The organism is Mesorhizobium sp. M4B.F.Ca.ET.058.02.1.1, from assembly GCF_003952505.1.
Lineage (GTDB): Bacteria > Pseudomonadota > Alphaproteobacteria > Rhizobiales > Rhizobiaceae > Mesorhizobium.
Genome location: NZ_CP034450.1, coordinates 2,316,630 through 2,340,465, shown reverse-complemented (window position 1 = coordinate 2,340,465; position 23,836 = coordinate 2,316,630). Strand labels below are relative to the sequence as shown.

At 61.2% G+C, this 23,836-nt stretch carries 17 protein-coding genes; 4 read left to right on the top strand and 13 right to left on the bottom strand.

What is annotated here, in order from left to right:
* Nucleotides 1-56: 56 nt before the first annotated feature.
* The 13 genes from EJ073_RS11825 to EJ073_RS11765 all read right to left on the bottom strand — a co-directional run bounded on the left by EJ073_RS11825 (nt 57) and on the right by EJ073_RS11765 (nt 17,680).
* Entirely contained in the window at nt 57-1,484 is a 1,428-nt protein-coding gene (locus tag EJ073_RS11825) for an HlyD family type I secretion periplasmic adaptor subunit (protein WP_126055889.1), read from the bottom strand.
* Nucleotides 1,471-4,122 carry a type I secretion system permease/ATPase gene (locus tag EJ073_RS11820; RefSeq protein ID WP_126055888.1) on the bottom strand — a complete coding sequence of 884 codons (2,652 nt, stop codon included), beginning with the start codon at nt 4,120-4,122 and terminating at the stop codon, nt 1,471-1,473. The genes EJ073_RS11825 and EJ073_RS11820 overlap by 14 nt, the downstream gene beginning before the upstream one ends.
* A gap of 105 nt (nt 4,123-4,227) precedes the next feature.
* Nucleotides 4,228-6,552 (bottom strand): glycoside hydrolase family 16 protein, encoded by a 2,325-nt coding sequence (locus EJ073_RS11815; RefSeq protein ID WP_126055887.1) that lies wholly within the window; start codon nt 6,550-6,552, stop codon nt 4,228-4,230.
* A gap of 991 nt (nt 6,553-7,543) precedes the next feature.
* Entirely contained in the window at nt 7,544-7,852 is a 309-nt protein-coding gene (locus EJ073_RS11810) for a hypothetical protein (protein WP_126055886.1), read from the bottom strand.
* Between the two features lie 13 nt (nt 7,853-7,865).
* Complete coding sequence (locus EJ073_RS11805) at nt 7,866-8,573, bottom strand: SIS domain-containing protein (RefSeq protein ID WP_126055885.1); 708 nt, start codon at nt 8,571-8,573, stop codon at nt 7,866-7,868.
* The gene (locus EJ073_RS11800; protein WP_126055884.1) at nt 8,570-9,571 is read right to left on the bottom strand and encodes a GHMP kinase; all 1,002 of its coding nucleotides are present in this window, start codon (nt 9,569-9,571) and stop codon (nt 8,570-8,572) included. The genes EJ073_RS11805 and EJ073_RS11800 overlap by 4 nt, the downstream gene beginning before the upstream one ends.
* Nucleotides 9,568-9,972: a hypothetical protein gene (locus EJ073_RS11795; RefSeq protein WP_126055883.1), complete on the bottom strand. Its 405-nt coding sequence runs from the start codon at nt 9,970-9,972 to the stop codon at nt 9,568-9,570. Before EJ073_RS11795 ends, EJ073_RS11800 begins: the two co-directional genes overlap by 4 nt.
* Nucleotides 9,973-9,986: 14 nt before the next feature.
* Nucleotides 9,987-11,486: an HAD-IIIA family hydrolase gene (locus tag EJ073_RS11790; RefSeq protein WP_126055882.1), complete on the bottom strand. Its 1,500-nt coding sequence runs from the start codon at nt 11,484-11,486 to the stop codon at nt 9,987-9,989.
* Nucleotides 11,486-12,463 (bottom strand): NAD-dependent epimerase/dehydratase family protein, encoded by a 978-nt coding sequence (locus tag EJ073_RS11785; protein WP_189347313.1) that lies wholly within the window; start codon nt 12,461-12,463, stop codon nt 11,486-11,488. Before EJ073_RS11785 ends, EJ073_RS11790 begins: the two co-directional genes overlap by 1 nt.
* A gap of 378 nt (nt 12,464-12,841) precedes the next feature.
* Nucleotides 12,842-13,750 carry an NAD(P)-dependent oxidoreductase gene (locus EJ073_RS11780; protein ID WP_126055880.1) on the bottom strand — a complete coding sequence of 303 codons (909 nt, stop codon included), beginning with the start codon at nt 13,748-13,750 and terminating at the stop codon, nt 12,842-12,844.
* An 8-nt stretch (nt 13,751-13,758) separates the two neighbouring features.
* Entirely contained in the window at nt 13,759-15,006 is a 1,248-nt protein-coding gene (locus EJ073_RS11775) for a GMC oxidoreductase (RefSeq protein WP_210211287.1), read from the bottom strand.
* Nucleotides 15,007-15,374: 368 nt separating this feature from the next.
* The gene (locus tag EJ073_RS11770; protein ID WP_126055879.1) at nt 15,375-16,436 is read right to left on the bottom strand and encodes a glycosyltransferase; all 1,062 of its coding nucleotides are present in this window, start codon (nt 16,434-16,436) and stop codon (nt 15,375-15,377) included.
* Nucleotides 16,433-17,680 (bottom strand): cellulase family glycosylhydrolase, encoded by a 1,248-nt coding sequence (locus tag EJ073_RS11765; protein ID WP_126055878.1) that lies wholly within the window; start codon nt 17,678-17,680, stop codon nt 16,433-16,435. Before EJ073_RS11765 ends, EJ073_RS11770 begins: the two co-directional genes overlap by 4 nt.
* Before the next feature lie 105 nt (nt 17,681-17,785).
* On the opposite strand from EJ073_RS11765, the gene EJ073_RS11760 reads away from it, so the two are divergent.
* The 4 genes from EJ073_RS11760 to EJ073_RS11745 all read left to right on the top strand — a co-directional run bounded on the left by EJ073_RS11760 (nt 17,786) and on the right by EJ073_RS11745 (nt 23,740).
* A complete protein-coding gene (locus tag EJ073_RS11760; RefSeq protein WP_126055877.1) occupies nt 17,786-19,426 on the top strand; it encodes a hypothetical protein in 1,641 nt (546 codons plus the stop codon).
* 386 nt (nt 19,427-19,812) lie between these two features.
* The gene (locus EJ073_RS11755; protein ID WP_126055876.1) at nt 19,813-20,613 is read left to right on the top strand and encodes a glycosyltransferase family 2 protein; all 801 of its coding nucleotides are present in this window, start codon (nt 19,813-19,815) and stop codon (nt 20,611-20,613) included.
* A 5-nt stretch (nt 20,614-20,618) separates the two neighbouring features.
* A complete protein-coding gene (locus EJ073_RS11750; protein WP_126055875.1) occupies nt 20,619-21,770 on the top strand; it encodes a glycosyltransferase family 4 protein in 1,152 nt (383 codons plus the stop codon).
* On the top strand, nt 21,770-23,740 hold the full coding sequence (locus EJ073_RS11745; protein WP_126055874.1) for a hypothetical protein: 1,971 nt from the start codon (nt 21,770-21,772) through the stop codon (nt 23,738-23,740). Before EJ073_RS11750 ends, EJ073_RS11745 begins: the two co-directional genes overlap by 1 nt.
* Nucleotides 23,741-23,836: the final 96 nt, after the last annotated feature.

Genomic DNA, 23,836 nt, shown 5'->3' with positions numbered 1-23,836 from the left:
GTGGCTCGAGTTGACAATGGCAGGGACAAAGGTTCGTCGGCTGGAAGCCTGCCCTTTTACCGCTCGTGCAATGATTCCTGCTTGGTTTTCGCCAGCGGCGAGAGGAAATAGCCAATGATACTGCGCGTGCCAGTCTTGATCTCGACCGTCACCGCCATACCCGGACCGAGCTTGACGAGCTTGTCATCCACCTGCATGTCCGTACGGTCAAGTGAAACGCGCGTGGCATACTGCAGTTCCTGATCTCTCGGCTCACTGTCGCTCTGCGCTGCGCCCAACGCGCGGTCGTTCGACGCGCTCTGCTGCCTGTCGCGAACTATGGCGTCGGATGACACGCTGAGCACTTCACCATGAAGAAGCCCGTAGCGGGTGAAGTTGAATGTGTCGACTTTGATTTCCGCCTTCTGTCCCGGATGGACGAAACCGATGTCTCGGTTGGAGAGCATGGCCTCGATCTCGAGATGGCTCTCACTCGGAACCACCACGGCGAGTGGCTGAGCAGGCGTCACCACACCTCCCACCGTATGAACGGCGAGTTGCTGCACAACGCCATCGACCGGCGCGGTCAATTGTTGGAGCTTCGTGCGCCGCTCTGCCTTGATCACTTCCTGCCCGGTGCTCGCAGCTCTCTGCTCGGCTTTTGCGAGTGCCTCATAGGTCGCGCGCCGGTACTCCGCGGCGGTCTTTTCCCTCGTTTCCTTCAGCAACGCGATGGCTGCGTCGGCTTCGCGCAGCCGGCTCTGCTGCAGGTTGAGATCCTGCTGAAGGCCTACCAGTTCCTGATACTCGGAGAGATAGACGACCTTCGAAGCAAGTGCCTTGTCGACGAGGTTCTTTTGAATGTCGACCCGCTCCTGCAGCAGCGGTATCGTCGCCTCGAGCTTCGCGCCGCTCGCCAAAGTGGTCGATCGTTCCGCCTCTTTCTGGGTTTGCTCGCGATCGATCTCGGCGAGCTTGGTGTTCTGTTCGGCGAGCTGACTGACAAGAAACTGACGGTGCATCTCGATCTCCGCCGCGCTTGCCCCCTGCGGCGGTCGGAAGGCCGCAAGCGGATCCTCCGCGAGCGCCGCGCGCAGCCGTGCGACGTCGAGTTCGGCCGAAAGGAGATCGCTTTTCTGGCGCTCCTGGTCGGCGTCCGTCATGGTCGGGTCGAGCTCGATCAGGACGTCGCCAGCCTTCACGCTCTGACCATCGCGCACGTTGATGGCGCGCACGACGCCGGTGTCGAATGGCTGGATCAGCTTGGTGCGCCCGTCTGGCACGATCTTGCCCGTCGCCGTTGCGACGATATCGACGCTGCCCAGCGACGCCCACACCAGCGCGAAGCAGAAGACCGCGATGATACTCGCCCCGATTGCGCGCCCGATCGGCGACGGCGGCGATTCGGTGATTTCGAGCGCCGCCGGCAGGAACGCAACTTCGTGCTCGTGGCGACGAGGATTGACTCTCGGAAACTCGACGATGTTTTGGCTAGCGGACTTCATGAATGCCGGCCTGCAGATAGTGGAGGTTAGCGTAACGCCCGTTCGAGCGGATCAGGTCATCATGGGTACCGTCCTCGACGATGCGGCCATGCTCGATCGTGATGATCCGGTTCGCGTGACGCACAGTCGAGAGCCGATGCGCGATGACGAAGACGGTCCGGCCGGCAGAGATTCGTGTCATGTTCTGCTGAATGGCGCGTTCGCTTTCGTAGTCCAGCGCGCTGGTCGCCTCGTCGAGGATGAGGATGCGCGGATCGGTGATGAGTGCCCGCGCGATTGCGACGCGCTGGCGCTGTCCGCCAGAAAGACTGCTGCCGCGTTCGCCCACGATAGTGTCATAGCCCTCGGGCAGTTCCAGGATGAAATCGTGAGCGCCAGCGAGCGACGCCGCTGCAACGACGCGCTCCATAGGCATAGCCGGATCGGCGAGCGCGATGTTTTCGCGAATGGATCGGTTGAAGAGTACGTTCTCTTGCAGGACGACTCCGATCTGGCGGCGAAGCCAGGTCAGGTCGACCATCGCCAGATCGACGCCATCGACCAGCACGCGTCCGCTCTCCGGCACATAGAGCCGCTGTATCAGCTTGGCGATGGTGCTCTTGCCGGAGCCCGAGGAGCCCACGATGCCGATGACCTGACCGGGCTCGACGCTGAACGACACGTCGTGCAGCACCTCGGGGCCGTCGACTCGGTAGCGGAAAGTCGCATGCTCGAATGTCACCTGTCCGCGGATCGCCGGCAGAGTGGCGCGGCCAGGATTGAGGCTTGGCTCGGGAATGGTGTTGAGGATATCGCCGAGACGATCGATCGACAGGCGGGCCTGATGGAAATCCTGCCAAATCTGCGCGAGCCGCAGCACCGGCATGCTTACGCGGGATGCCAGCATATTGAATGCGACGAGTTCGCCGACGGTCAGGTCGCCACCGATCACGAGCTTGGCACCGAAGTACAGGGTTGCGGCGACGACCAGCTTGTTTATCAGCTGCACCGCCTGGCTCGCCGTATTGTTCAGGCTGAGCACGCGGAAGCTTGCGGTCACATAGGCGGCGAGCTGCTCCTCCCAACGTCGCTGCATCTGCGGCTCGACCGCCATGGCCTTCAGCGTTTCGACGCCCGTGACGGTCTCGACCAGGAAAGCTTGATTCTCCGAGCCGCGATCGAACTTCTCATCAAGGCGCCGGCGAAACAGCGGCGCAGCTCCCGCAGAAATACCGATGTAGAATGGGAACGACGCCAGAACGATCAGCGTCAACGAAGTCGTGTAGTAGAACATCACCGCGAGGAAAACGACGGTGAAGACGAGATCGATGACAAGCGTGAGCGCCGAGCTCGTCAGGAACTGGCGGATATTCTCGAGCTCGCGGACGCGTGCGACCGAATCCCCCACGCGGCGCGTCTGGAAATATGCGATTGGCAACGCCAGCAGGTGACGAAACAGCCGGGCGCCGAGCTCGACGTCGATGCGGTTCGTCGTATGCGCGAACAGATAGACGCGCAGCGTGCCAAGGACGGTTTCGAAAACCGTCAGCGCGACGAGACCGGTGACCAGAACATCAAGCGTGCTCATGCTTCGATGCACGAGCACCTTGTCGATGATCACCTGGAAGAATAGCGGTGAGAGAAGGGCAAAAACCTGAAGGAAGAATGACGCGACCAGCACTTCGCTGAGAAGATGGCGATACTTGTGGACCGCGCCGAGAAACCAGCTGATATCGAACCGTCGAGAGAGATCCGTCAGGGGCGCGCGCCGGGTCATCAGGATGATGTCGCCGTCCCAGATGGCCTCAAGGTCGGCCTGGGTCATTGTAATGGGTTGCGGCGACGACGGGCGCTGAACGAGGAGCTTGTCGTCGACGACTTTGCCGAGGATCAGGAATCCACCGTCCCGAAGCACGGCGATTCCCGGCAACGGAGTAACCGCAAGCCGATTCCACTTCGTCCTCTGTGCCTGGGCTTTGAGTCCGAAATCCTTTGCACAGCGAAGGACTTCGGTAACACCCACGCGCGCCGCGCCCATCCGATGCCGGATCTGGTCCGGGTCGGCCGCGATGCCATGGCAACGCAGCAATATCGCCAAGGCAATGAGCCCTGAGTCATCGTCGCTCTCAGATGCGGTGCTCGTCGCCTCGGCGGCCGTATCGCGTCGATCGGCGAAACGCGGGCGCATCACGGTATCGCGGGCGCGCCGCAGCAGATCACGACCGCGCATACCCATGCCAGCAAGGGTATGAAGCGCCCGCTGCGCGACGTTCTGTGATCCGGCCAGGATCAAACGGCCATCCCAGATTGCTTCCAATTCCGCGCGCGTAATCCGCTTCGGCCCCGACGAGTGTGGATGCAGCACAACCGCGCCGTTGTCGTCGGCCTTTGCGAGAAGCAGAAATCCGCCATCGTGCAACGAAGCGATGCCGGGCAGCCGAACGCTCGAAAGACGGTTCCAATGTGCCTTGCGCGCGCCGACCTTAAGCCCGAGCTCGCGGGCGCAGCGAAGCATCGCGCGGATGCCGATTGCACCGCCGTCGCCATAGCGATCGCGGATCTGGTCGGGCTTGGCGTCCACGCCATGAAAGCGCAGGAACAGGGCCAGGGCTCGAAGTCCATGGTCTGCTGCGTAGGCATTCTCGTTTTGTATCGCCATTTTGGCTAACCCTTGCGGAAATACGTCCGCGTTCGATCTCCCCCTGGCATTCACAACCTTGACGGTGCTGCACCCAGGGGCGGAAGCCCCTGGGTGCGGAGGCGATCAATGGTGCGGTCTGGTCATGTACGTGTCGTGATCCCAGCTGGCTCCATTCGACAAGACAGCCACGATCTGACCGGAATCGACCCGGCCGGATTTGCCGGCCAGATACTGGTTCAGCAGCGCAAAACTCTGGCTTGCCAGGGACGCCCTGGCCGTGCCGGTCGCAGTCGGATGATCCGCCGCGGCAAGGCTATGCGGCGCCCAGGTCCTAGCGCCGCCGGCGACCAGGTCCCTTTGCTCGTGCAGCAGCGCAGGGCCCCGGGTTGCCAAGGACTCTAGCGACGTTGTGGCGGTCGCGGGCCGAGGATCCACTACGGTGATGCTCTGCGGCGAGGCTGTCGTGACGGCGCCGGTGACCGGGTCCTTGGCCGTTGCCGTCAGCGTGAGCGTCGCCACCGGATGAGCCGCGCCCTTGTAGTTCGATTGCAGCGTCAATCCGCTGTCGACCTGCGCCGCCGTCAAGGTGATGTTCTTGCCACTAAACGTCTTACCATCGAGCTTGTCGGTGATCGTCTCGTATCTCGGCAAGCCCGTCACATTCACGGTCACGACATCGTTGGGGTCGGTCGTTGTCACCTTGACTCCGAGGTCAACCGTACCACCCAGCCCGTTCACCTTGAGTGTCGGATCCGCGATGGTGAGGACCGGCGCGATCGATGACGGGGTGGTGGTGGTCGTTGGGGTGGTTGGGGCAGTGGTGGTCGTTGGGGCGGTTGGGGTGGTGGTGGTCGTTGGGGTGGTTGGGGTCGTCGGGGCTGTCGATGACGTCGCGATCTGGAGGCCGGAGAAGGTCTTCACTGCGCCTGCAAGATTCGCAGCGACGCCGCTTGCGTCCTTGATGCTCGCACCGTTCGTCAGGTTGACCCCAGTGATGGCGAGCGCCGAGGTATTGGTGTCCGTCGATGCGACCGTTGTGCGGAAGTTGAGCGCGCTCGTTCCGGAGCCGCCGACATAGGTCGCGGTCGCGCCATTGTTGAGTGACAGGGTCGGCGTGCCCGACACCTTCACGGCCTCGTTGAAGCCGAGTGTCAGCGTGACCGTGTCGCCGACGTGCTCGGTGCCGGTTCCCGGCGAGGCTGTGGCCTGCGTCACCGCCGGCAGGACCGGATCGATCTGGAGCCCGGAGAACGTCTTCACCGCGCCTGAGAGGTTCGCCGCAACACCGGATGCATCCTTGATGCTCGCGCCGCTCGGAAGGTTGACCCCGGTGATGGCGAGTGCCGAGGTATCCTTGTCGGTCGAAGCGACCGTGGTGCGGAAGGTGAGCGCGCTGGTGCCCGAGCCACTGACATAGCTGGCCGTTCCGCCATCATTGAGCGACAGTGTCGGTGTGCCCGTGACGGTCACGACCTTGTTGAAGGCGACCGTCATTGTGATGGCATCGCCGGCATGCTCGACTCCCGTTGCCGGTGACGCGGCGACCTGCGTCACCGCCGGCTGGATCGTTGGCGTCGTCGGGGACTGGGTCGACGATGTTGTCGAGGGAGTGACGTTGGCACCCGTGACGGTGTCGCCGCTGCCCGCCTTCTGATAGAGCTGAACCTCATCGACCAGCATCTGCATCGAGGATGGCGTCGAGCCATCCAGAGCCGTATGCCATCCGCTCGCGTTCGAATTCGCGACCCCCAAGTTCATCATCAATTGCATCGGTTCATCCGGGATCGCGACCTGTGCGCTGGTCACCTGCGCCATCTGCTTCCCATCCAGATACCAGGTGATCGATTCACCGGGCACCCAGTTGATGCCGTACGTATGGAAGCCGGCCGTGAGGTTGATGCCGCTGTCGATGGTGTCGCCGACCCACCCCGACGGCCCGTGCAAGTGCCAGGAGAAATTCTGGTCTGCCGGCCCCGAGCCGGTAAATCCACCCTCCTGAATATCGAGCTCGAAATTGTCGCCGCTGCTGCCCGCGCCGTCGCCGGGCATCAGCCAGAGGCCTGGCCATGCGCCGTCGCCGCTCGGCGCCTTCATGCTGATCTGAAGATAGCCGCCATTGAATTCGAAGTTGCCATAGCTGCTGACGGCGCCGGACGTGATCGGGAATGTTTGTGTCACCCCTCCCTGATTGACGCCGCTGATGGGCTGCTTGATCGCCGTGAGATTCAAGGTCCCGTCGCTCACGGACACCTGGCTCGGCATATCGTAGTCGGCATTGTATGGGCCGCCCGGCGTACTTCCGCCCGACCCATTGGTATTCCATGGCCAGCCGTCGGCAGCATTGCTGGTGATATAGGTATGCCAATCGCTGTCGAGAGTCGTACCGGAGAAGCTTTCCTCGTAGACGAGGTCGCTAGAGGTAAAGCCTGCGGGTGCGGAAAGAGTCATTCAGTGATCCTCTTTAGGCGTTGAAAACAGGGAACTTCCACTGCCGCGCATCGCCAAGGCGCGCGACATGTCGCATGCTCGCAGCTTGGGCACTGCGAACGGATTTCAAAGTGGCGGAGATTATTATTGTCGAGCGAGCCTAACGATGAGCTCGCCATCGGAGGCGGGTGTTGTCGACGGGAATGCTCGTCAGGCCTTCGCCCTTGAGCCCATAGACGGTGTCGCTGCCAACGCGCTCAAGGTGTTCGACGGTTCGAGCCGCGGCCGAATTGAGGTTGAGCGCACCTCTCCCAGCGGGCACGCCGCCGAGGTTGCTGTGTAGTATAGTCACAGTAGTTCCTTAGTTCATTGCGTCTTTTTGTTTTTCATTCCACCCGCGCCCCTAAGTAAACACAGGCATTTCCGCTTTTTTACTTATTCACCCACGCCGCCTTGTACCTGCATGTATTGATCATTCAAAGGCGATGTACGTGACCCAGGCGGACCTTAGCACGGTTTGCGGCGAGAATGAGGCTTGGTTAACGATTATTCACACATTACTAATATAACTTATTAACACATTCTAATACGGAAAGTGATCGAACAGCCGCGCCGAGGCGGCCTTCCGGATGTCCTCCCAAGCCGTGTCCGTCGGTTGTAATGTTGCTCTGGCTTGGGCGCCCGTCGGTTCGAGCGGGTCGTTCGCAAATCAGGTCATCGAGAAGTGCGGCAGGGATGACTTCCGATGCTGCGTGGCGGACGGGCCGTCGGGTCTGTTGGGGGCTGCCGGCGCGGCCGTTCGAACCGTGCCGTTTGCGCGTCGATGCGCTTGGCCGATGTCGCCTTGCGGCGTTGACGACGCTCCACGCCCGAGCGACGTCGCCGGCGGCATGGCGGCGATGTCCGCGTCAGTCGCTTTCAACGATCGAAGGTTACAAGGCTCGCCGTCATCGAGCGCTGTACAGCACTGGACAGGTCGTCCAATCGCAACGCCAACGTGCCTGTATCGGGGTCAAAATCTCTCAAGATTTGAATAGGGCCAAGACGTGCAACCGAATCCATGGGGGAAGTGTGATCGCCTGAGCGGCTTGTTTAAATGGCTGGAACGTGGCGCTACGGCACGAGGGTGCTTCGTCGCTGCGGGACGGCCACGCGGTTTGTCAATTTTGAACCGCGCAACCAATCGCCAAAGCTCCACCTCGTGGCCGTCGGCAAACCGCCTGGCGTACTCTTTCGCCGTAATGTCGTCGGCGCAGGCAAGGTTGACCCCGCCCATGAACTGGCCGTGTTCGTCCAGAACGTAGAACAGATAATGCGGCATCGTTTGTTCTCGATCAGGATCGCCAGCCCGTTTCGGCGCCAGCTAGATTCGGATTGAGGCCTCCAGCCGCGCTGCGCTTTTGTCGCCGATCGCTCCACTTTTGTGTACTTGCAAAACAAAGAGTCTGCATAACGACGTGCCCGAACATAGAATGTATATCTTCCGACAGTTGCATGTCGTTCACATTGACCCAAACCACGTGTTGGGCGATCTGCCGGAGCGTTCCTCCGCCATATCCACAAAGACCTAACGTAACTGCGCCGTGATCGTTTGCGTATCGAACGGCGCGCAAAACGTTTTCCGAGTTTCCGCTTCCTGAAATTGCGATGACCAAGTCGCCCTCGTTCAGGATGTTCTTCAGTTGCTCGACGAACACATCCTGGAATGAAACATCGTTGGCATAAGCGAATGTAAGTCCCACATTGTCGACAAGTGTCCGACCACGAAACGGGCGCTTCGTGGAGAGATAGATGCTCTTGTTCCAGTCGGTGATGAAATGTAGAGCAGTGAGTGAACTGCCGCCATTTCCAAGCGTGATTATCTGCTTGCCATCCTCCTGTGCCTGCGCGACCAAGGCCACTGCATTGTCGAAGCTTTGGTGGTCCAATGAAGCCAGGACGGTCTCAAGTTTCTTGAAATAGGCTTGAGCGCTCCCGCCAAGATGATTTATTGGGCGGGCTCCGATGTCGGTTGATTGGGTACTGCCGCCAAAATGTTTCATTGGGTGGACTCCGATGTCGGTTGATAGTGAACGATGCGGCTCCCGGCGAAGTCGAACCTCACGGGGAAATGCTTTAGGTTCCCGAGGGCCGCTTTGATTGCCTCGTGGCGATCGAGAGGCGCGAAGAACATGAGAAAACCTCCCGCACCTGCTCCGAGTAACTTGCCGCCCCTCGCACCCGCCTGCATCGCAGTTTGGTACCAGTGATCGATTGCATCGTTCGTGATGTCTTCGGAGAGGCCCTTTTTTAAGAGCCAGTTCTCGTGGAGGATTTCGCCAAAGGCGTTGAGGTTACATCGATGCAGCTCATCACGAAGCTGATACGTGAGCTCGACCATCCGCCTGAGCGCTTTCCGCTTGTCCGGCGCTCTTGCGATGCCTTCCGACTGTCGGACGAGGATGTCTGAGGCACTGCGCGTAATGCCGGTGTAAAACATGAGAACTTGCTTCTCGATTGAAGCGATGAAATCGCGCGGGCATATGAGCGGTGATACCGAAACGCTGTCATCAGAGTGAAACTCGATAAGGTTCAACCCTCCGAAGGCAGCGGCGTATTGATCTTGCCTTCCAATGGGTGCGCCACAAAGTTCGATCTCAATGCGACAACTGTCAGCGCCGAGCTTTGCCTTGGAGACATACTGCCCCCGAAACGCGTTCAACGCGTGCAGAAGGCCAACAGTAAAAGCGCTCGAGGATCCAAGTCCTGTTCCCTTCGATGGAATATCGGCAATGGTTGTTATCTCGACGCCTCCACAGATCCCGAGATATCCCATCGTCGCCCTGACAATCGGATGCTGGATATCCTCAACGCTATCCACCTCTTCCGTTTTGGAGTAAGCGATGCGGGTGCCGTTATCGAATTTGCGGTTCACATTCACGTAGACGTATTTGTCGATAGCAACGCTCAGGACGGCACCGCCCTCCTGCCGATAGAAGGCGGGAAGGTCGCTGCCACCTCCCACAAAGCTCACACGAAGCGGCGTTTGGCTGATAATCATCCGACTGCCTCAATCAGTTCGATCGCTCGCAATTGGATGCAATGTTCAGCACGCGCCCGCGATGCCAGCACGATCGGTGCCTCATCCTTCTGGCGCGAACTGTAGATACTCGCCGCAGCCTCCCGATCCACTCCTCGGCGCGAGTATTCGCGCGTTACTCGGCACCTCCTCAACTCCTCATCGATATCGACGAAGAATGTGTGTGCACGACCGTGCAAAACCACATCGCACAGCGAAAGAGCGACGGCTCCTTCCACGACCAGGACGGTTTCCGGAGAAATGGTTATCTTTTCCGATCTTGGATGCGATGCGCGGCTCAGCTTGTCGTAATAGGGCAGATCGTGCGTCTCGCGAGAACGAACGCCCACCAGGCGCCTTAGAACCTTCCTGATCTCGTTCATATCGTAACGACCAATCACCGTTGGTTCGCGATCGGCGACGGGACGTATCCAGCGATCAAGAGCAACAACTTGCGCATCAAAGCCGCGGCCGCGAAGAACCTCAGCGATAGCGCTGGAAAGAACACTCTTTCCGCTGCGGGAAAGCCCCCCACGAAACAAACATCACCCGGCTTCACATGCGCGATCAGATCAGATGCTGTGTCTATCAAGGTCGGATGAACAGTGAGAATGAGCTTGGCAGCCTCGGACAAGTCCGAGACGGTGTAGTCGGGCATGACATGATATTTGCTATCCAAACCGCCCGCGCCCGTCTCAACCAAGATCGATCTGATGCCAGACCGTTTTGCGAGAGCAATGTCCGTAGAGGAATCGCCGATGATCCAGGATTGACTGCGATCGATATTGAATGCCTCGACCGCTTCATCGATCAGCCCGGTAGCAGGCTTGCGGCATTTGCAGCGGACCTTCAGTGCTTCCACCTCACCGACAAAGCCGCGATCTGGATGGTGCGGGCAGAAGTAGATGGCATCAACAAAAGCACCGCAGCGACCAAGCTCAGACTCCATCTTGTTATGGATCATCCGCAGGTCTCGTATGGAGCAGTCGCCTCTCGCCACAACGGGTTGGTTAGTAACGACGATTGTCCGGTACTCGGCCCGGTTGAAACAGGCGATCGCGGCGGCCGCCCCCTCAATCAGTTCGAAGCGTTCGGGACGATCGATATGTCCATGGTCAACATTGATGCACCCATCCCTGTCCAGGAATACTGCTTTCTGCGGCGATGCGAGTGAAGCTCGAGCTATGCGGCCCGATGCAAAGTCGGCGCAGACCTTGTCAAGTCTTGCCGGGGTTCCCGCGTCTTTTATGTACTCAGGGCTGCTATAGCTTCTAATTTCCGCGCCAGCCAGAAGCATTTCAGGAAAGAGGTCCTTGCAAAAATCGAGAGGAGTTACCGTGGAGCGCCATGGGAATAGAGCTTGTCTTCGTATATAATAAAGAGCGGCGCTGACTTTATTAGGATAAAAGAATTCTGGATCATGTGGATATGGATGGAATGCGGTAACGATGCCATCTTCTGACGTTTCTATCAGATCGGAATCATGCGGGTGATCGTTCGGATGGGTGAAAATTGTTGCCGCTGCCTTGTGTTTTTCGTGGAAGCACTTAAAGCGGGTGAGATCGACGTCGAGCATCGTGTCGCCATAGATCGTAAGGAAGTCGTCGTCGAGCAGGTCCAAAACCGACAGTACTGCTCCAGCGGTCCCGCGAGGCGCACCGTCATCCACGCAAAGAACGTCGATCCCCCAATTCTCGCGCTGATTGCAAAATTCCACAATTTGCTCGGCTGCGTGGTTCACCAGGATCAAGATCTTCTCAATCCCGTGTTGCTTGGCGAGGACGATTTGATGCTCGAGAAGTGGCTTGCCGCCAATGTTGGCTAGCGACTTAGGCAAATCACCTATCCGGCCCCTGAGCCGCGTCCCTCGACCACCTGCAAGTACAACGGCTTGCATCACAGGTGTCCTTCCTGCCGCACGATTTCTACGACGGCTTTTCGAACAGCGTCGGCCGAACCAAGCTGGGGCCGCCAGCCGAGCGCACGAAGTTTTGCTATGTCATAGGAAAATCGGGGAACATCTCCCGCCCAACCGCGATCCTCAACACCGTATTCGATCCCGGCGCCCGGTGCGACAGCCTCTACAGTCGTTTCCGCTATGAAGCTAACGGTTACCCCTTTGTCCTCTGGACCGATATTGTAGCAGCCAAGCCGCTCGGATGCGTTTGCACGCAAGTAGACAATCGCGTCGATCAGATCATTGACGTGAAGATATGCCTTGCGTTGCCGCCCCGACCCCAAAACATTCAGTTTGCTTGGCGAGACCTTTAGCTTTCTCACGAAATCCAGGATGACACCGTGTGTTGCTGGAACACCGATCACGTTCGGAAAGCGAAAGATCAAGGCCCGGTCCAACCAGTTCTCGACGGCAGCGCTGATGAGCGCCTCCGATGCGAGCTTCATGGCACCGTAGTTGGAGATGGGCAGCAGCGGCCCGACATCCTCTCTGATCGGAGCCTCCCCCAAATCGCCGTACACGGCTGAGCTGGACGCGAAAGCAAGGAACGGAACCCCGGCCTCCTTCATTGCCTGCAACACGTTGAACGTCGATAGAAAGGTATCGCGCAGATCAACGGAAGCATCGGCGATTCCTGCAGGGATGTCCGAATTGGCAGCCATGTGCCAAACTTCGGAAATCGGAATGCGGCGGTGACAATTCATGAAGCGGCTTCTCACCGCACCCGCGTCTGAGAGATCCACTTTCTCAAAAATGAACCGCTCATGCGCGAGAAGCCCGTTCAGGTTTTCCCGAGAACCTCGCGACAGGTTGTCAAAACCGAAGACCGGATACCCACGATCGATAAAGACCCTTGCAAGCCTGCTTCCTACAAAGCCCGCAACTCCCGATACGAAGATGGCGTGCGGTTCACCCAATCGGATTGCCCCTTCCTCATGTGCGCAGGCTTTCGCGCCACAAGTCTTCCGGATTCTGCAATGACTTCCGTCTGCAAGCCTTCACCGCTGGAGAGCCGGGAGTTCGACCGGGCTGGGCGTTAAGCTGCGCCCGTCGTTAAGGTCATGCGTCTCATGCGTCTCATGCGTCTTTCTGAATCATCGCATGGTTTTCTCCGATCCGCGATCGTTCCTCAGGGGTAGCCCCATTTTGCTGATCGGACCGGATCGCGCCGCGCTCGCCTGCGCGGCGACGCCAACAACATCCCAGGAACGGTCACGGCGCTCTGCAGTCTGTTCACGCGTGCCGATCGCGGAGTCTCGCCATTTGTGTCGCTGGCGCATCGAGCCGGTCTTCGACTAAGAATATCGACGCAATGTCCCGGAAGAGGGTCGATCGCCGCCCAGCGAGAAGTTCCGAAACTCGATTCCGAGCTGCTTGAGCAGCGCTACACCGGGGACCTCTTGCGCCGGGTGCACGAGCCCGAGGATGGAGTCGGATCGGAAGGGCAGGGGGACATGCAAGGCCTCGGCTGCCTTGAGGAGGCCACTCACAAGCTGCCAGGGCACGGCGACGGCGTGCAGTGTTCTGCCTTGTGATGCGGCGATCTCTTTCATGAGCCGTCGGAACGGTACCGGTTCGGGGTTGGCCAGCCCTACCGGTTCCGGCAGATGCATGTCCGACACGGCAATACGCACCATGGCGGCGGCCATGTCCGCCTCATGCACGGTGAACTGATGGGAGCGCGCTCCGATGAGAGGCGTGATCGGCAGGTTAGTGAGCTTGCGGAGCGCGCCTGCCATCCCGCCCCAACCGGGGCCGTACACCAGTCCGAGGCGGGTGGAGACACCTCCCAGACTGTTTGCGGTGCGCTCGCAGGCCAGCTTCGCTTGGCCATAAAGCTGCCGGGTTCCCTCATAAGCGGACATCGAGGAGATGAAAATGACCCGGCGAACCCCTGCATCGGCGGCATTGCGGAGGAGCTGCTGCGAGCCAGACACATTGACACCCCACACATCGCCGGCGCTGACAAGAGTCAGGTCCCATGCACCATGGATGAGGACATCCAGGTCGCTGATTGCGCTCCCCGACGGTGGGCGCCTGATCTCATAGGGGCGCCACTCGGCGACGCCGGCCATTGCGGCGGCAGATTCGGAGGTCACCCGGTTCGGACGGACGAACGCGATGACCTCATGCCCTTCTTCGGCGAAGGTGGCACGCAGGATGGTCCCGACATATCCGTTGGCTCCGGTGATGCCGACCCGCATTTGAACGCTCAACTCGCCAGCTGCATCGCTTCGCGGGCGATGCGATGAGAATTGGCCATCACAGTCAGGGTAAAGGTGGTCGCTGGAACATTTGGGAAAACCGACCCGTCGATGAGATGGACCCGGTCCCAGCGCACCAGTCGCCCGAGGCGGTCTGTCGTCGCAGTCCCGGAATCCGGCTCACCGGCGTGAGGAAAGCTGCCGCCAAAGTGGTAGCTCTTGGCCCCGCCCGACCACAGCATCCGCGGTGTGATGGGCCACAAGTCAAGGTAGGGTGCCGCCCTGCGGATCCGCTTTATTACGTCAGGCAGCATCGGAGGCGCGTATTTGCCCCTGACCCTGGCCTGGCTGAAGCCCTCCGAAGTGAGGGTGATCTGGGGTAGCTCATCTGGAGCCGCGGACATCTGGGCGCTCACCCGGACCTTGGGTGACGCCCAGGACGGCAGGTAGCCCAGGCCTATTGTCAATCGGCTCAGGAGCCGATCCGTCGCGAAGGCGGCGGCGCGGTGTTGGAGGAAGCGGGGAAGCGCATCGTAGTATGCCTGGTTGAACGGATAGAAGTGAATTTGGGAGACATCGAAGCCTTCGTCGTCCAGGACGATGGCCATGGTGAACTGGTTGAGCGTGAAGTCGCGCCTTGCACGCGGGTCGGGGGTCGGCTTCATGGACATCATTGGAAGGACGAACTGAGCCGATTCCGAAAGATGCACCGGCAGGTCCGATCCGAGCGAACCTAGGATCAGCCGAGTGGTCCCGATTGCTCCGCAGCCCACGAAGATCCGGTCGGCTGTGAATCGCTGCATCCGGCCGGTGGACAATTCCCGGGCCTGCACGACGGCCGTGTCGCCCTCCTGGCCGACTCGCACCGCAAGCAGCCCGCTGTGGTAATCGATCCTCCCGCTGCGCCTGAAGCGATCGAAGCTGTGCGAGGCCGAAAAGATTAGCGACCGCGGGCACCCGGTCATGCATAGGCCGCAAGGCTGGCATTCGGGCGCTGAGAAGGCGAGGCGAGCGCGGCCTATCGTTATGCCAGTGGAGCGCACCCGATCGCGGTGCCGGTCGTAGTTGGCCAGAACCATCTGCGTCCGCGGCGCCAGTGGCGGAAGCGGCTCCGGCGATCCGATGAGTGGGAACCACTCCTCGAGATCGTCGGACTGTCCAGCGAAAGGAATGTGACGCAGGATTGTCCGATAGTGCTCTTCCAAATCCGAGAAGTCGAACGGCCATCCCTTGAACGTGGCAGCGCTGAAGGGCATGATCTGGGCCCCCAGACATTGCTGAAGCCCCCGTAGGCGCTTGATATGACAGCTGAATTGACTCTGCCCTCGGCGTGGACGCCGTCGAGCTGACCCTTGTTGGCAAACGGGAAATCGGATCCGTAACTTCTCTTTTCAGGCAGCGAATCGGACTGGATCCGCTTGGGTTGCAGGCTTACCCGGCGGACGTCCTCCTCATCCCAGTTGTCGACAGGCTGCTTGGACAGCCTGGAGATCACCTCCTGCGTCTCCGCGTCCAGCACGGTGCCCGGATCGAACACGGTTATCTTCTCGTCCGGTTTCTCGGATAGCGCCAACACGGCGGCTGCTGCAGCCGGACCCGAACCAATGATTATCGAAGACGGCATCTACTCCCCAGGCCCACCGCCTTGCGCGGCCGTGTCCAGTATCTGCTTAGTCGCCTGTTGGCGCCGCCGGCGCAAGCGCCGCACCAGTTCGATCCTGCCGGCGACGTGGCCTGCCGCGGCCAGGCCCAAGCCAGCGATTATTGCTGCGGACCGGGCCAGCCCGTGGACGTCACCCTTGGCCGCTTGCAAAATCTCCCGCGGTACGCCCTTCGTCAGCGCGTACCAGACGAAGCGCGACTCTGCACCAAGAGTGGCGGCGTCGCCCATCTGGGCGAAGGCCTCGACCTTCCCCTTGTTGACGAAGAAGCAGCGGCGCCAGAAGTATTTCCAGGTCGGCCGTGAGGCGTGCACAAAATGGCGGACGGTCGCCGCCGGTTCATAGATGACCGCCTCACTGCCCTTGATATGCGCCACGCGGTGGCACATGTCCATGTCGTCGTGATGGTCGGAATGGAACCCTCCGACCTGCTCGAGGAGGGTTCGCCGCACCGACATGTTGGCGCCTATGAGGTGAGCCAAAGGGCCTCGGCTGGTCGGAAGGCCATCGTAAGCACATCCGAACACCCAGTCGAACTGCACGGGGAACCAGGCTGGACGGCCAGTCTCGAAAACAGGTAGGGGACGCCCGCCGACGGCGCCGATGCCTTCATCCTGGTACGGTTCGGTGAGTATCTCGAGCCAGTCCTTGTCGGCAGCTGCATCGTCATCCAGGAACGCCAGGATCTCTCCGGCGGCCGCCTCGGCCGCCGTGTTTCGGGCCGACCCCAGGTGCCCGTCAAACTTGTTCTGGATCACCCGTATAGGAGGGATGGATGCGGCGGAGTCAGCCCAGTAGGCGGCACAACGGCGGAACAGGGGCTGGTCGACGCAGACGATGATCTCGCAGGGTTGCAAGGTCTGCTCCTGCGCCGAGGCCACGGACTGAACCAACAGCTCCCACCTGTCTTCAGTGTAGGCACAGATAAGCACTGAGATCGTGGGGCAGCGCGGAATCTGCCGGCTTTCGCTGCTGACGCTATCCTCAGGCTGCCCGGTTGTCGCAACGACAGAGCCTTTGGTCATGGCACCCGCCGGCTGGTTTCTGAGGCCAGGCTGGTTTCGCGTGTCTGCCTCGCCCGAGCCGTGGCGGCTTTGAGGATGGTCCAGAGCGCACCGCCGTCATTGTGGATATCGAACTGGTCGTGTTCGTCGGCGGGATAGCGTCCGCTGTCCTGCAGCGACACCAGCCGCCACACCATCCAGCCGGCGCAGTTGCGATCATGCGTCACCGTGTCGAGCCACATGGCGTAAGCTTCAGCCGCGTTCTGATTGGAGCGGGCATGGCCGAATTCCTCCATAAGAACCGGCTTTTTGGCGCGGGCTGCCAGCTGGCAGAACTCGGGGATCATGTCGTTGAATTGCTGGATCGTGAGATTGTAGAAGATCGGATAGCCGTGCCAGGTCCCGAAATCGAGGGTCGGGATGGTCAAATCGGCTAACTTCGGGTCGAAAATGTTGGCATTCCCTGAGCTGACAAGGTGATTGGAATCGAGGGACTTCACGTAGGCCGACATTTCGGCAGTCCAGGTCAACCGCAAGGTCAATGGCTGCGCATTGCCTTCGTTGATCAACTCCCAAGCCATGATGGTCGGGTCGTCCCGGTAGGCAAGCCCGGTGAGCGGGTTGACGCGCTGCACAACGTGGCGGACCCAAGTCCGGTAGTCCTGCTTCGTGCGCGGGTCAGTGAAGAAAAACGTGGATTCGTCGCTGCTGCCATACCAGGCCCGCATCTGCTGGGCGCCACCCGTGAAGGCCCAGAAATCCACGATGGCGATGATCAGCCTCAGGCGCCGCTTGCCGGCCTCGGCAATGAGGAAATCAACCTTCTGCATGCCGTTGGCGCCGTCATTGATCGCCATCCTGTTTTGACTTGGATCCCAGTAGAGCAGGTACGTGCCCTTGACCGCGAGATTGCTGGCTTCGCCTTCAAGCCGCCAATTCCAGATCGTGGGGACGCTTCCGTCGAGCGACCCGATCACCGGCTGGAGGAAGATGCGGACCACGTTGGCGCCCATCGCCACGGCGTCATCGAGAACGCGGGTGACCTCATCCTGCGAACCGTAGGTCAGATAGTGGTTGTTTACGCCGGTCACGAAGAACGGCTTGCCGTCCAGCGTGAAGCTCGTTCCGGAAGTCTTGATGAAGGACGTTGCCGATGGTTTGTCCACGGTGCTCGCGATTGCCAGAACGGAGACGAACGCGAGCGCAAGTGCACACCACCACGCATTGCGCAGTCCATATTTCGCCCGCTGCCAGTCGATCACCATTCCCTGCATGTGGCTCTGGCCGGGCGCTGAGTGCAATCGCCCCTAAGGATTACCTCCTCTGGCCTCGCACAGACCGGCGTCGATCGGGCATAGTGGTGCTGGCTGGTGGTTCTCGTCAAAGCTGTCGTCTTCTTGAAATCCGACGTGTTCTTGAAACCCGACGTGAGAACAACAATGCGCATTTGCTTGAGTCTCGATCCGTCGCGGCTGCTGCGCTGGCATCTATGGTTGGCAGAGGCGCTCGCTGAAGTGCCCGGCAACGATGTCTCCTGCGCTTTCGCGGCCGACTGCCGCCCGCTGCCGTTGATCTTCCGTCTGCTGCTCGAACTCGAACGACTGGTCTATGGCTTTCGCGGGAAGGGCGCCATTGACCCCGTCGAAGCGGAGCTGCGGTGCCTGCCGCCGCCTCCAGCCGGCCAAATGGATGTGGTGATCGATTTGAGCGGGTCGGAATCGCTCCCGGCCGCGCGGCGCGTGATCACCCCGGTCTTCAACGGCGCACCCGGCGAGATCGGAGTCGTGGCGGCCTGGGTGAATCATCAAGATCTTCTCGTCGACCTGCATGACACGGCGCGCCCATTGCGACCGTGGACGGCGCGCCCGACCAGCGCAGACCGTCAAGTGTTGGCCTTGAGGCTCGACAGCGCCCTTTCCTGCGCTGTGCCGCTGATCCTCAAAGCCCTGGCCGAGGAGACCGGTTCGGCTGCGTCCGCAAGCCCCGGTCCACGGACGGCACCACCTTCGTTTGGCGCGCTATCGGCGCTTGCCAGGGCGACCGGCACGGTTGCATCGAAGGCGATCGGCCTTTTGGACGCCCTGGCGAGAGGCGGCAGGATGTGGGGGATTGGCTGGCGCTTCGATGAATCGGCGAGCCTGCTCGACAAAGGCGAAGCCGCCTTCCGGGTGCTCACCGGAAATGCCGACGGCTACCTTGCCGACCCGTTCCCGTTCCGGCACCAGGGGCAGGATTTCATCTTTGTCGAACAGTACCTCTACTCGAAGAACCGCGGGTGCATTGCGGTTGTTGCAGTGAACCGGGACGGGACAGTCGGCGCATCCCGGATCGTTGTGGAGGAACCGCATCACCTCTCGTACCCGTTCGTGTTCGAGCAGAATGGTCAGATCTGGATGATCCCTGAATCGGGGGCGGCCAGGAATGTCAGCCTCTACAGGGCAGTGGAGTTCCCCTACCGGTGGACACGGGAGGCCTGCCTCATGGAAGGCATTGAGGGCTACGATACCACGCCGCTCTGGCATGACGGCGGCTTTTGGTTTTTCGTCAGCCCAAGGCTGTGGAGGTCCACGTCCTGGGACGCCTTGAGCCTCTACCATGCCGAGAGCCTGACCGGGTCTTGGACGCCTCATGCCGCCAACCCCGTTCTGCTCGATGCCAGGCTTAGTCGCCCCGCAGGCGCCGTCATCCGATACGGCGGACGCGCGCTACGCCCGGTCCAGGACTGCGCGCGCGGCTATGGCGGCGCGGTGACGTTCTGCCAGATCGATGCGCTGGGCGCGTCGGAGTTTGCTCAGACTCCGATCGGTCGCATTTGGTCCGGAGCGTTGGGATGTCACACCTACAACCGCCGGTCCGGCCTGGAGGTGATCGACCTGTTCGGGCATATCCGGGGTTTGCGAGAGGTGACGACCTCGTATCGGTTGCTGGTGCCCGACGCGCCGGTCTCGGGACCGAGCGGGGTCTCGGAACCGTGCGGGCAGCCCGTCTCCTGGCCGGTCTCACCGGGTTAGCTGGCCGCAGCCAAGGCGGCTCGAGCGCAGCCTGTAAAGAATCGGGCGCGCTCGAGCCTGCCAACACAGCCGTGAAGGTGATCGCCGCCGCCGCCGTACTATCCGTGCTGGTGGTATGAGCTGAAAACAACCTTAAGGGATACCCCAAAAGAGCTAATCATCTATTGTCCCTTCGCTAATCATCCATTGTCCTTCCATTTCAGATCTTCACCGGTAATGCTCGTATAATAGCCAAAGCTCTAAGGGGGCCGTAAGCGCACCGATCTTCTTTCATCTCATCTTCATTTCTCTATGGCCGGGAGCCCTCATATGGTTGGATCAAGCATCTGCGGATGTGGCGGTCATTGGAGCTGGCCCCTGCGGCTTGTCGTTGGCCGCGCGCTGCCATGAATGAGCGCCTCTCCAGCAAACTCGCCCACGTCGGTGCCGTATCGCCGCCCGACCCGATTGAATTTGCCCTGCAGCGAGCACTGACGCTGCCCCGAGTGAGCTTCATCGTCCCGACGCTCAATGAAGCCGAGAACCTCCCCTGGCTTCTGCCGCGCATCCCCAGCTGGGCGCATGAGATCATTATCGTGGATGGTCGATCGACAGACGACACTGTCGCGGTCGCGCGCGGCCTGCGCGCGGACGTGAAGGTTGTGATGGAGCCCCGCCGGGGCAAGGGCGCTGCACTGCAAGCGGGATTCCGGGCCGCCACAGGCGACATCATCGTCATGCTGGACGCTGATGGCTCCATGGTGCCGGAGCAGGCGATCGTCTTTGTCAGTGCGCTAATGGCCGGCGCGGATCTCGTCAAGGGTTCACGCTTTATCCAGGGCGCCGGTACCGATGACATGTCGCTGTTCCGGATGTTTGGCAACAGGGGGCTGACCCTGTTCGTGCGACTGCTCTATGGCGGTTGGTTCTCCGACCTATGCTACGGATACATAGCCTTCTGGACCAAGCACGTCGGCACGCTGAATTGCGACTGCGATGGCTTCGAGATAGAGACCCTGATCAACGTACGGGCATTGAAGAACCACCTCAATATCGTCGAGGTGGCGAGTTTCGAGGCTCCCCGCATCAGCGGCGAGAGCCATTTGCGCGCAATCCCGGACGGCTGGCGCGTCCTCAAGACCATCCTGCGTGAGAGGGTTCACCAACAGCACAGGCGAGGCGTGACAGCCTGTGATGACGGCGGGTAGGCCTGATGCGAATCCTGATGGTTGCCGCTCGCTGCTATCCCTTCATGGGCGGCACTGAAACTCACATCCAGGAGGTCGGTCCCCGCTTGGTCGCGCGTGGCCACACAGTCGACGTGCTCACCACCGATCCCTCGGGCGAATTGCCGGTTGAGGAGGAGGTGCGCGGCATGCGTGTGCGGCGCGTGCCGGCCTGGCCAAGGGAACTGGACCTCTATGTGGCGCCCGGCATCTATACCGCGATCCGGCGCGGGGCTTGGGATTTGGTCCACTTCCAGGGTTACAGCAGTTTCGTGGTGCCGATCGGACTGCTTGCAGTCATCCGCACCCGTATGCCGTTCGTCCTGACCTTCCACAGCGGCGGGCATTCCTCCCGGCTGCGCAATGCAGTACGCCGCACCCAGCATGCGCTGCTCCGGCCGCTGGTAGCCCGGGCAGCGCGGCTGATCGGCGTCTCCGAATTCGAAGCCGATTTCTTCAGCGCGAGGATGGGCGTGCCGCGGGAGCGGTTTGTCGTCATCCCCAACGGCGCCGCGATGCCGGCTCCGAACCCCGGCGTAAAGGTCGATCCGCACCTGATCGTCTCGGGCGGCAGGCTGGAGCGCTACAAGGGCCATCACCGGGCGATCGCGGCCTTGCCCGACCTGATCCGCCGGGTACCGGACGTACGGCTGCACATCGTCGGTACAGGGCCGTACGAGAGAGAATTGCGGCGCCTCGTCGCGGCGCTCGGCCTCGAGAAGCGGGTCACAATTGCGGGCATCCCCGGATCCGAGCGGCAGAAAATGGCAGACCTGCTGGCGAGTGCCGCGCTGTTCGTGCTGTTCAGCGAGTACGAAGCCCATCCGGTCGCCGTGATGGAAGCCCTGTCGCTGCGCCGCCCGGTCCTGGTCAGCGACACGTCCGGTCTGCGGGAGCTTGCCGCCAATGGCCTGTGCCGGGCGATTTCGTGCAACGCCGGTCCGGGAGAGCTGGCCGCCGCCATGGCCGAGGAACTGGAGGCTCATCGCGAGGTGCCGGATTTGGCGCTGCCCGACTGGGATGCCTGCGCGCAAAAGCTGGGGGACGTCTATTGCGATGTCCTGAGCAGCCGATCCGCGGCCCGATTGACTCCCGGCGGCGTGATGTCGTGGCCTCCTGCGACGGGAGCATCAGGCTGATGACATCGGCTCATTTCACCGCGCGAACCAGGATAAACCCGCTCAGGGCCGGGATACGCTTCGTCTCTGCCGTTATCGGCCCCGACCTTCGCGGCGGCAGCGCAGATCCCTCGCCGCAACGGGCCAACTCCGGATGGATCGCGATCCTGTGCCTGACGGCCGCCGCGGCTCTGCTCCTGATCGTGGCCGGGCACGCGGCCGGGCGCCGGGGCTATGACGTGGCGCCGGTGCTCTTCTGGTCCGGTGTTGTCCTCCTCGTGGTTCCAACCAGCCTCCGCATCGCCTGGCCGACGACAGCCCGCGGCGAGCGCCTGTGCCTTCTGTTCCTGCTTGCCGAAGCCCTATTCTACTGCAAAAGGGTCTATTCCCCGACAAGCTTCAGCGGCTACGACGAGTTCTTGCACTGGATCGCAGCCGAGGATCTTCTCACGGCGCGCCGGCTGTTCCTGTCCAACCCGCTTTTCCCGATCGGGCCAACGTATCCCGCCCTGGAAATCCTGACGACGGCGATCGTCGATCTGACGGGACTGCCCTTGGTTGTGGCGGGGACGCTCTTGTTGGCCGTCCTCAAGGCCACGTTCATCGGTGCCCTGTTTCTGTTCCTCGAAAGCATCGCCGGATCGCCGCGCATGTCGGCCATCGCCTGTCTGGCCTATATGGGCTGCTCGACCTTCTTCCTGTTCGACTCGAGTTTCTCCTACGAGAGCGTCGGCATCGTGTTGTGCGTGCTCACCTTCACGGTCGAAGCAGCGTCCAGGGAGCTCGTCGGGCGACCGAGGCTGAAGTCGTTCGCGCTGATTGCCGTGCTGTTGGCAAGCCTCGCGGTCACGCATCATCTTTCGGCCGCCTTTGCCGCCATCTATTTCGCGGCGCTGGCGGGCCTCGAGGCTTTGCGCCGGCACGACCCCCTGCGGATTGGGGCCGCGGTCGTCGTGGGCCTCACGGCGATCCTGGCCATAGGTCTGCCGTTCCTGTGGATGCAGGCCAGTGGCATCCCTCTCGCAGCCTATTTCGGCCCGGTGATCGAGGCCGGCTTCTCCGCATTGCTCGGGAAGATCCTGGGCGCGGCCACCCCAATATCGGAACACCTCGGAGCGCCGGACAAGGCCCTCTACATGCGGCTGACCACCTTGCTGGCGCTCATCCTGCTGGCACTCGGCCTGGCAACGGGATTCTTTCGGTCGCTGGCCATGGCTGCGCCGAGTGGTGAGCGGTCGGGTTGGCGTCCGATCCAGGCCATTCTCAAACGCCGCTGGCGCGACAGCCGCCTCGTGCTCCTCACCTTACTGGCCTTCGGGCTCCCGGTCTCGGTGGCCTTCCGACTGACCAACGCCGGATGGGAAATCGGCAACCGCATGGGAACGTTCGTGTTCATCGGCGTCGGGATGGTCGTCGCGGTGAGCATCGTCCACTTCTGGCAGGGCCGCACGCCGCGCGGGTGGCGCCGCATCGTACCGGCCGTTGCTCTGGCGGTCATCGTCGTGGGCGGGGTCGCGAGTGCCACGATCAATCCCATCCATGGGCGCTACAGGGTGGCGGCAGATCAGGACTCAGTCGAGCCCATGGGAATCGAAACGGCGCGCTGGGCCAAGGAGTGGCTCGGTGCCGGAAACCACTTCACCTCCGACCGCATCAACCGCCTTCTGCTTGCGAGCTACGGCCGGCAGGACGTCAGGGTCAAGATCAAAGAAGGCGTCGATGCCGCGCGCATATTCGAGGGTGAGACATTGGGGCCTGAAGAGTTTTGGGCCTTGGCAGGAAGCGACATTGATTTCCTGCTGGTGGACCTGCGCCTGACCACGGCTCCGCCGGTGCTGGGCTTCTACTTTCAGCCGTGGCAACGGCAGAAGGGACTGCCGCTTTCGGGCGCAGCGCTGCTCAAGTTCAATGATGTCCAGGGCGTCGCCCGCATTTACGACAACGGCTCGATCGTGATCTACGACGTGAGGGGATTGCATGGGAATTCCTAACAAGCGGGACCTCCTGGTCGCCTGTCTGTGGGCGGCGGTCACGGTGGCGGCCGTTGCGCTCAGCGACAGCGTGTTCCTCCGTACCCTCTTGGGTGC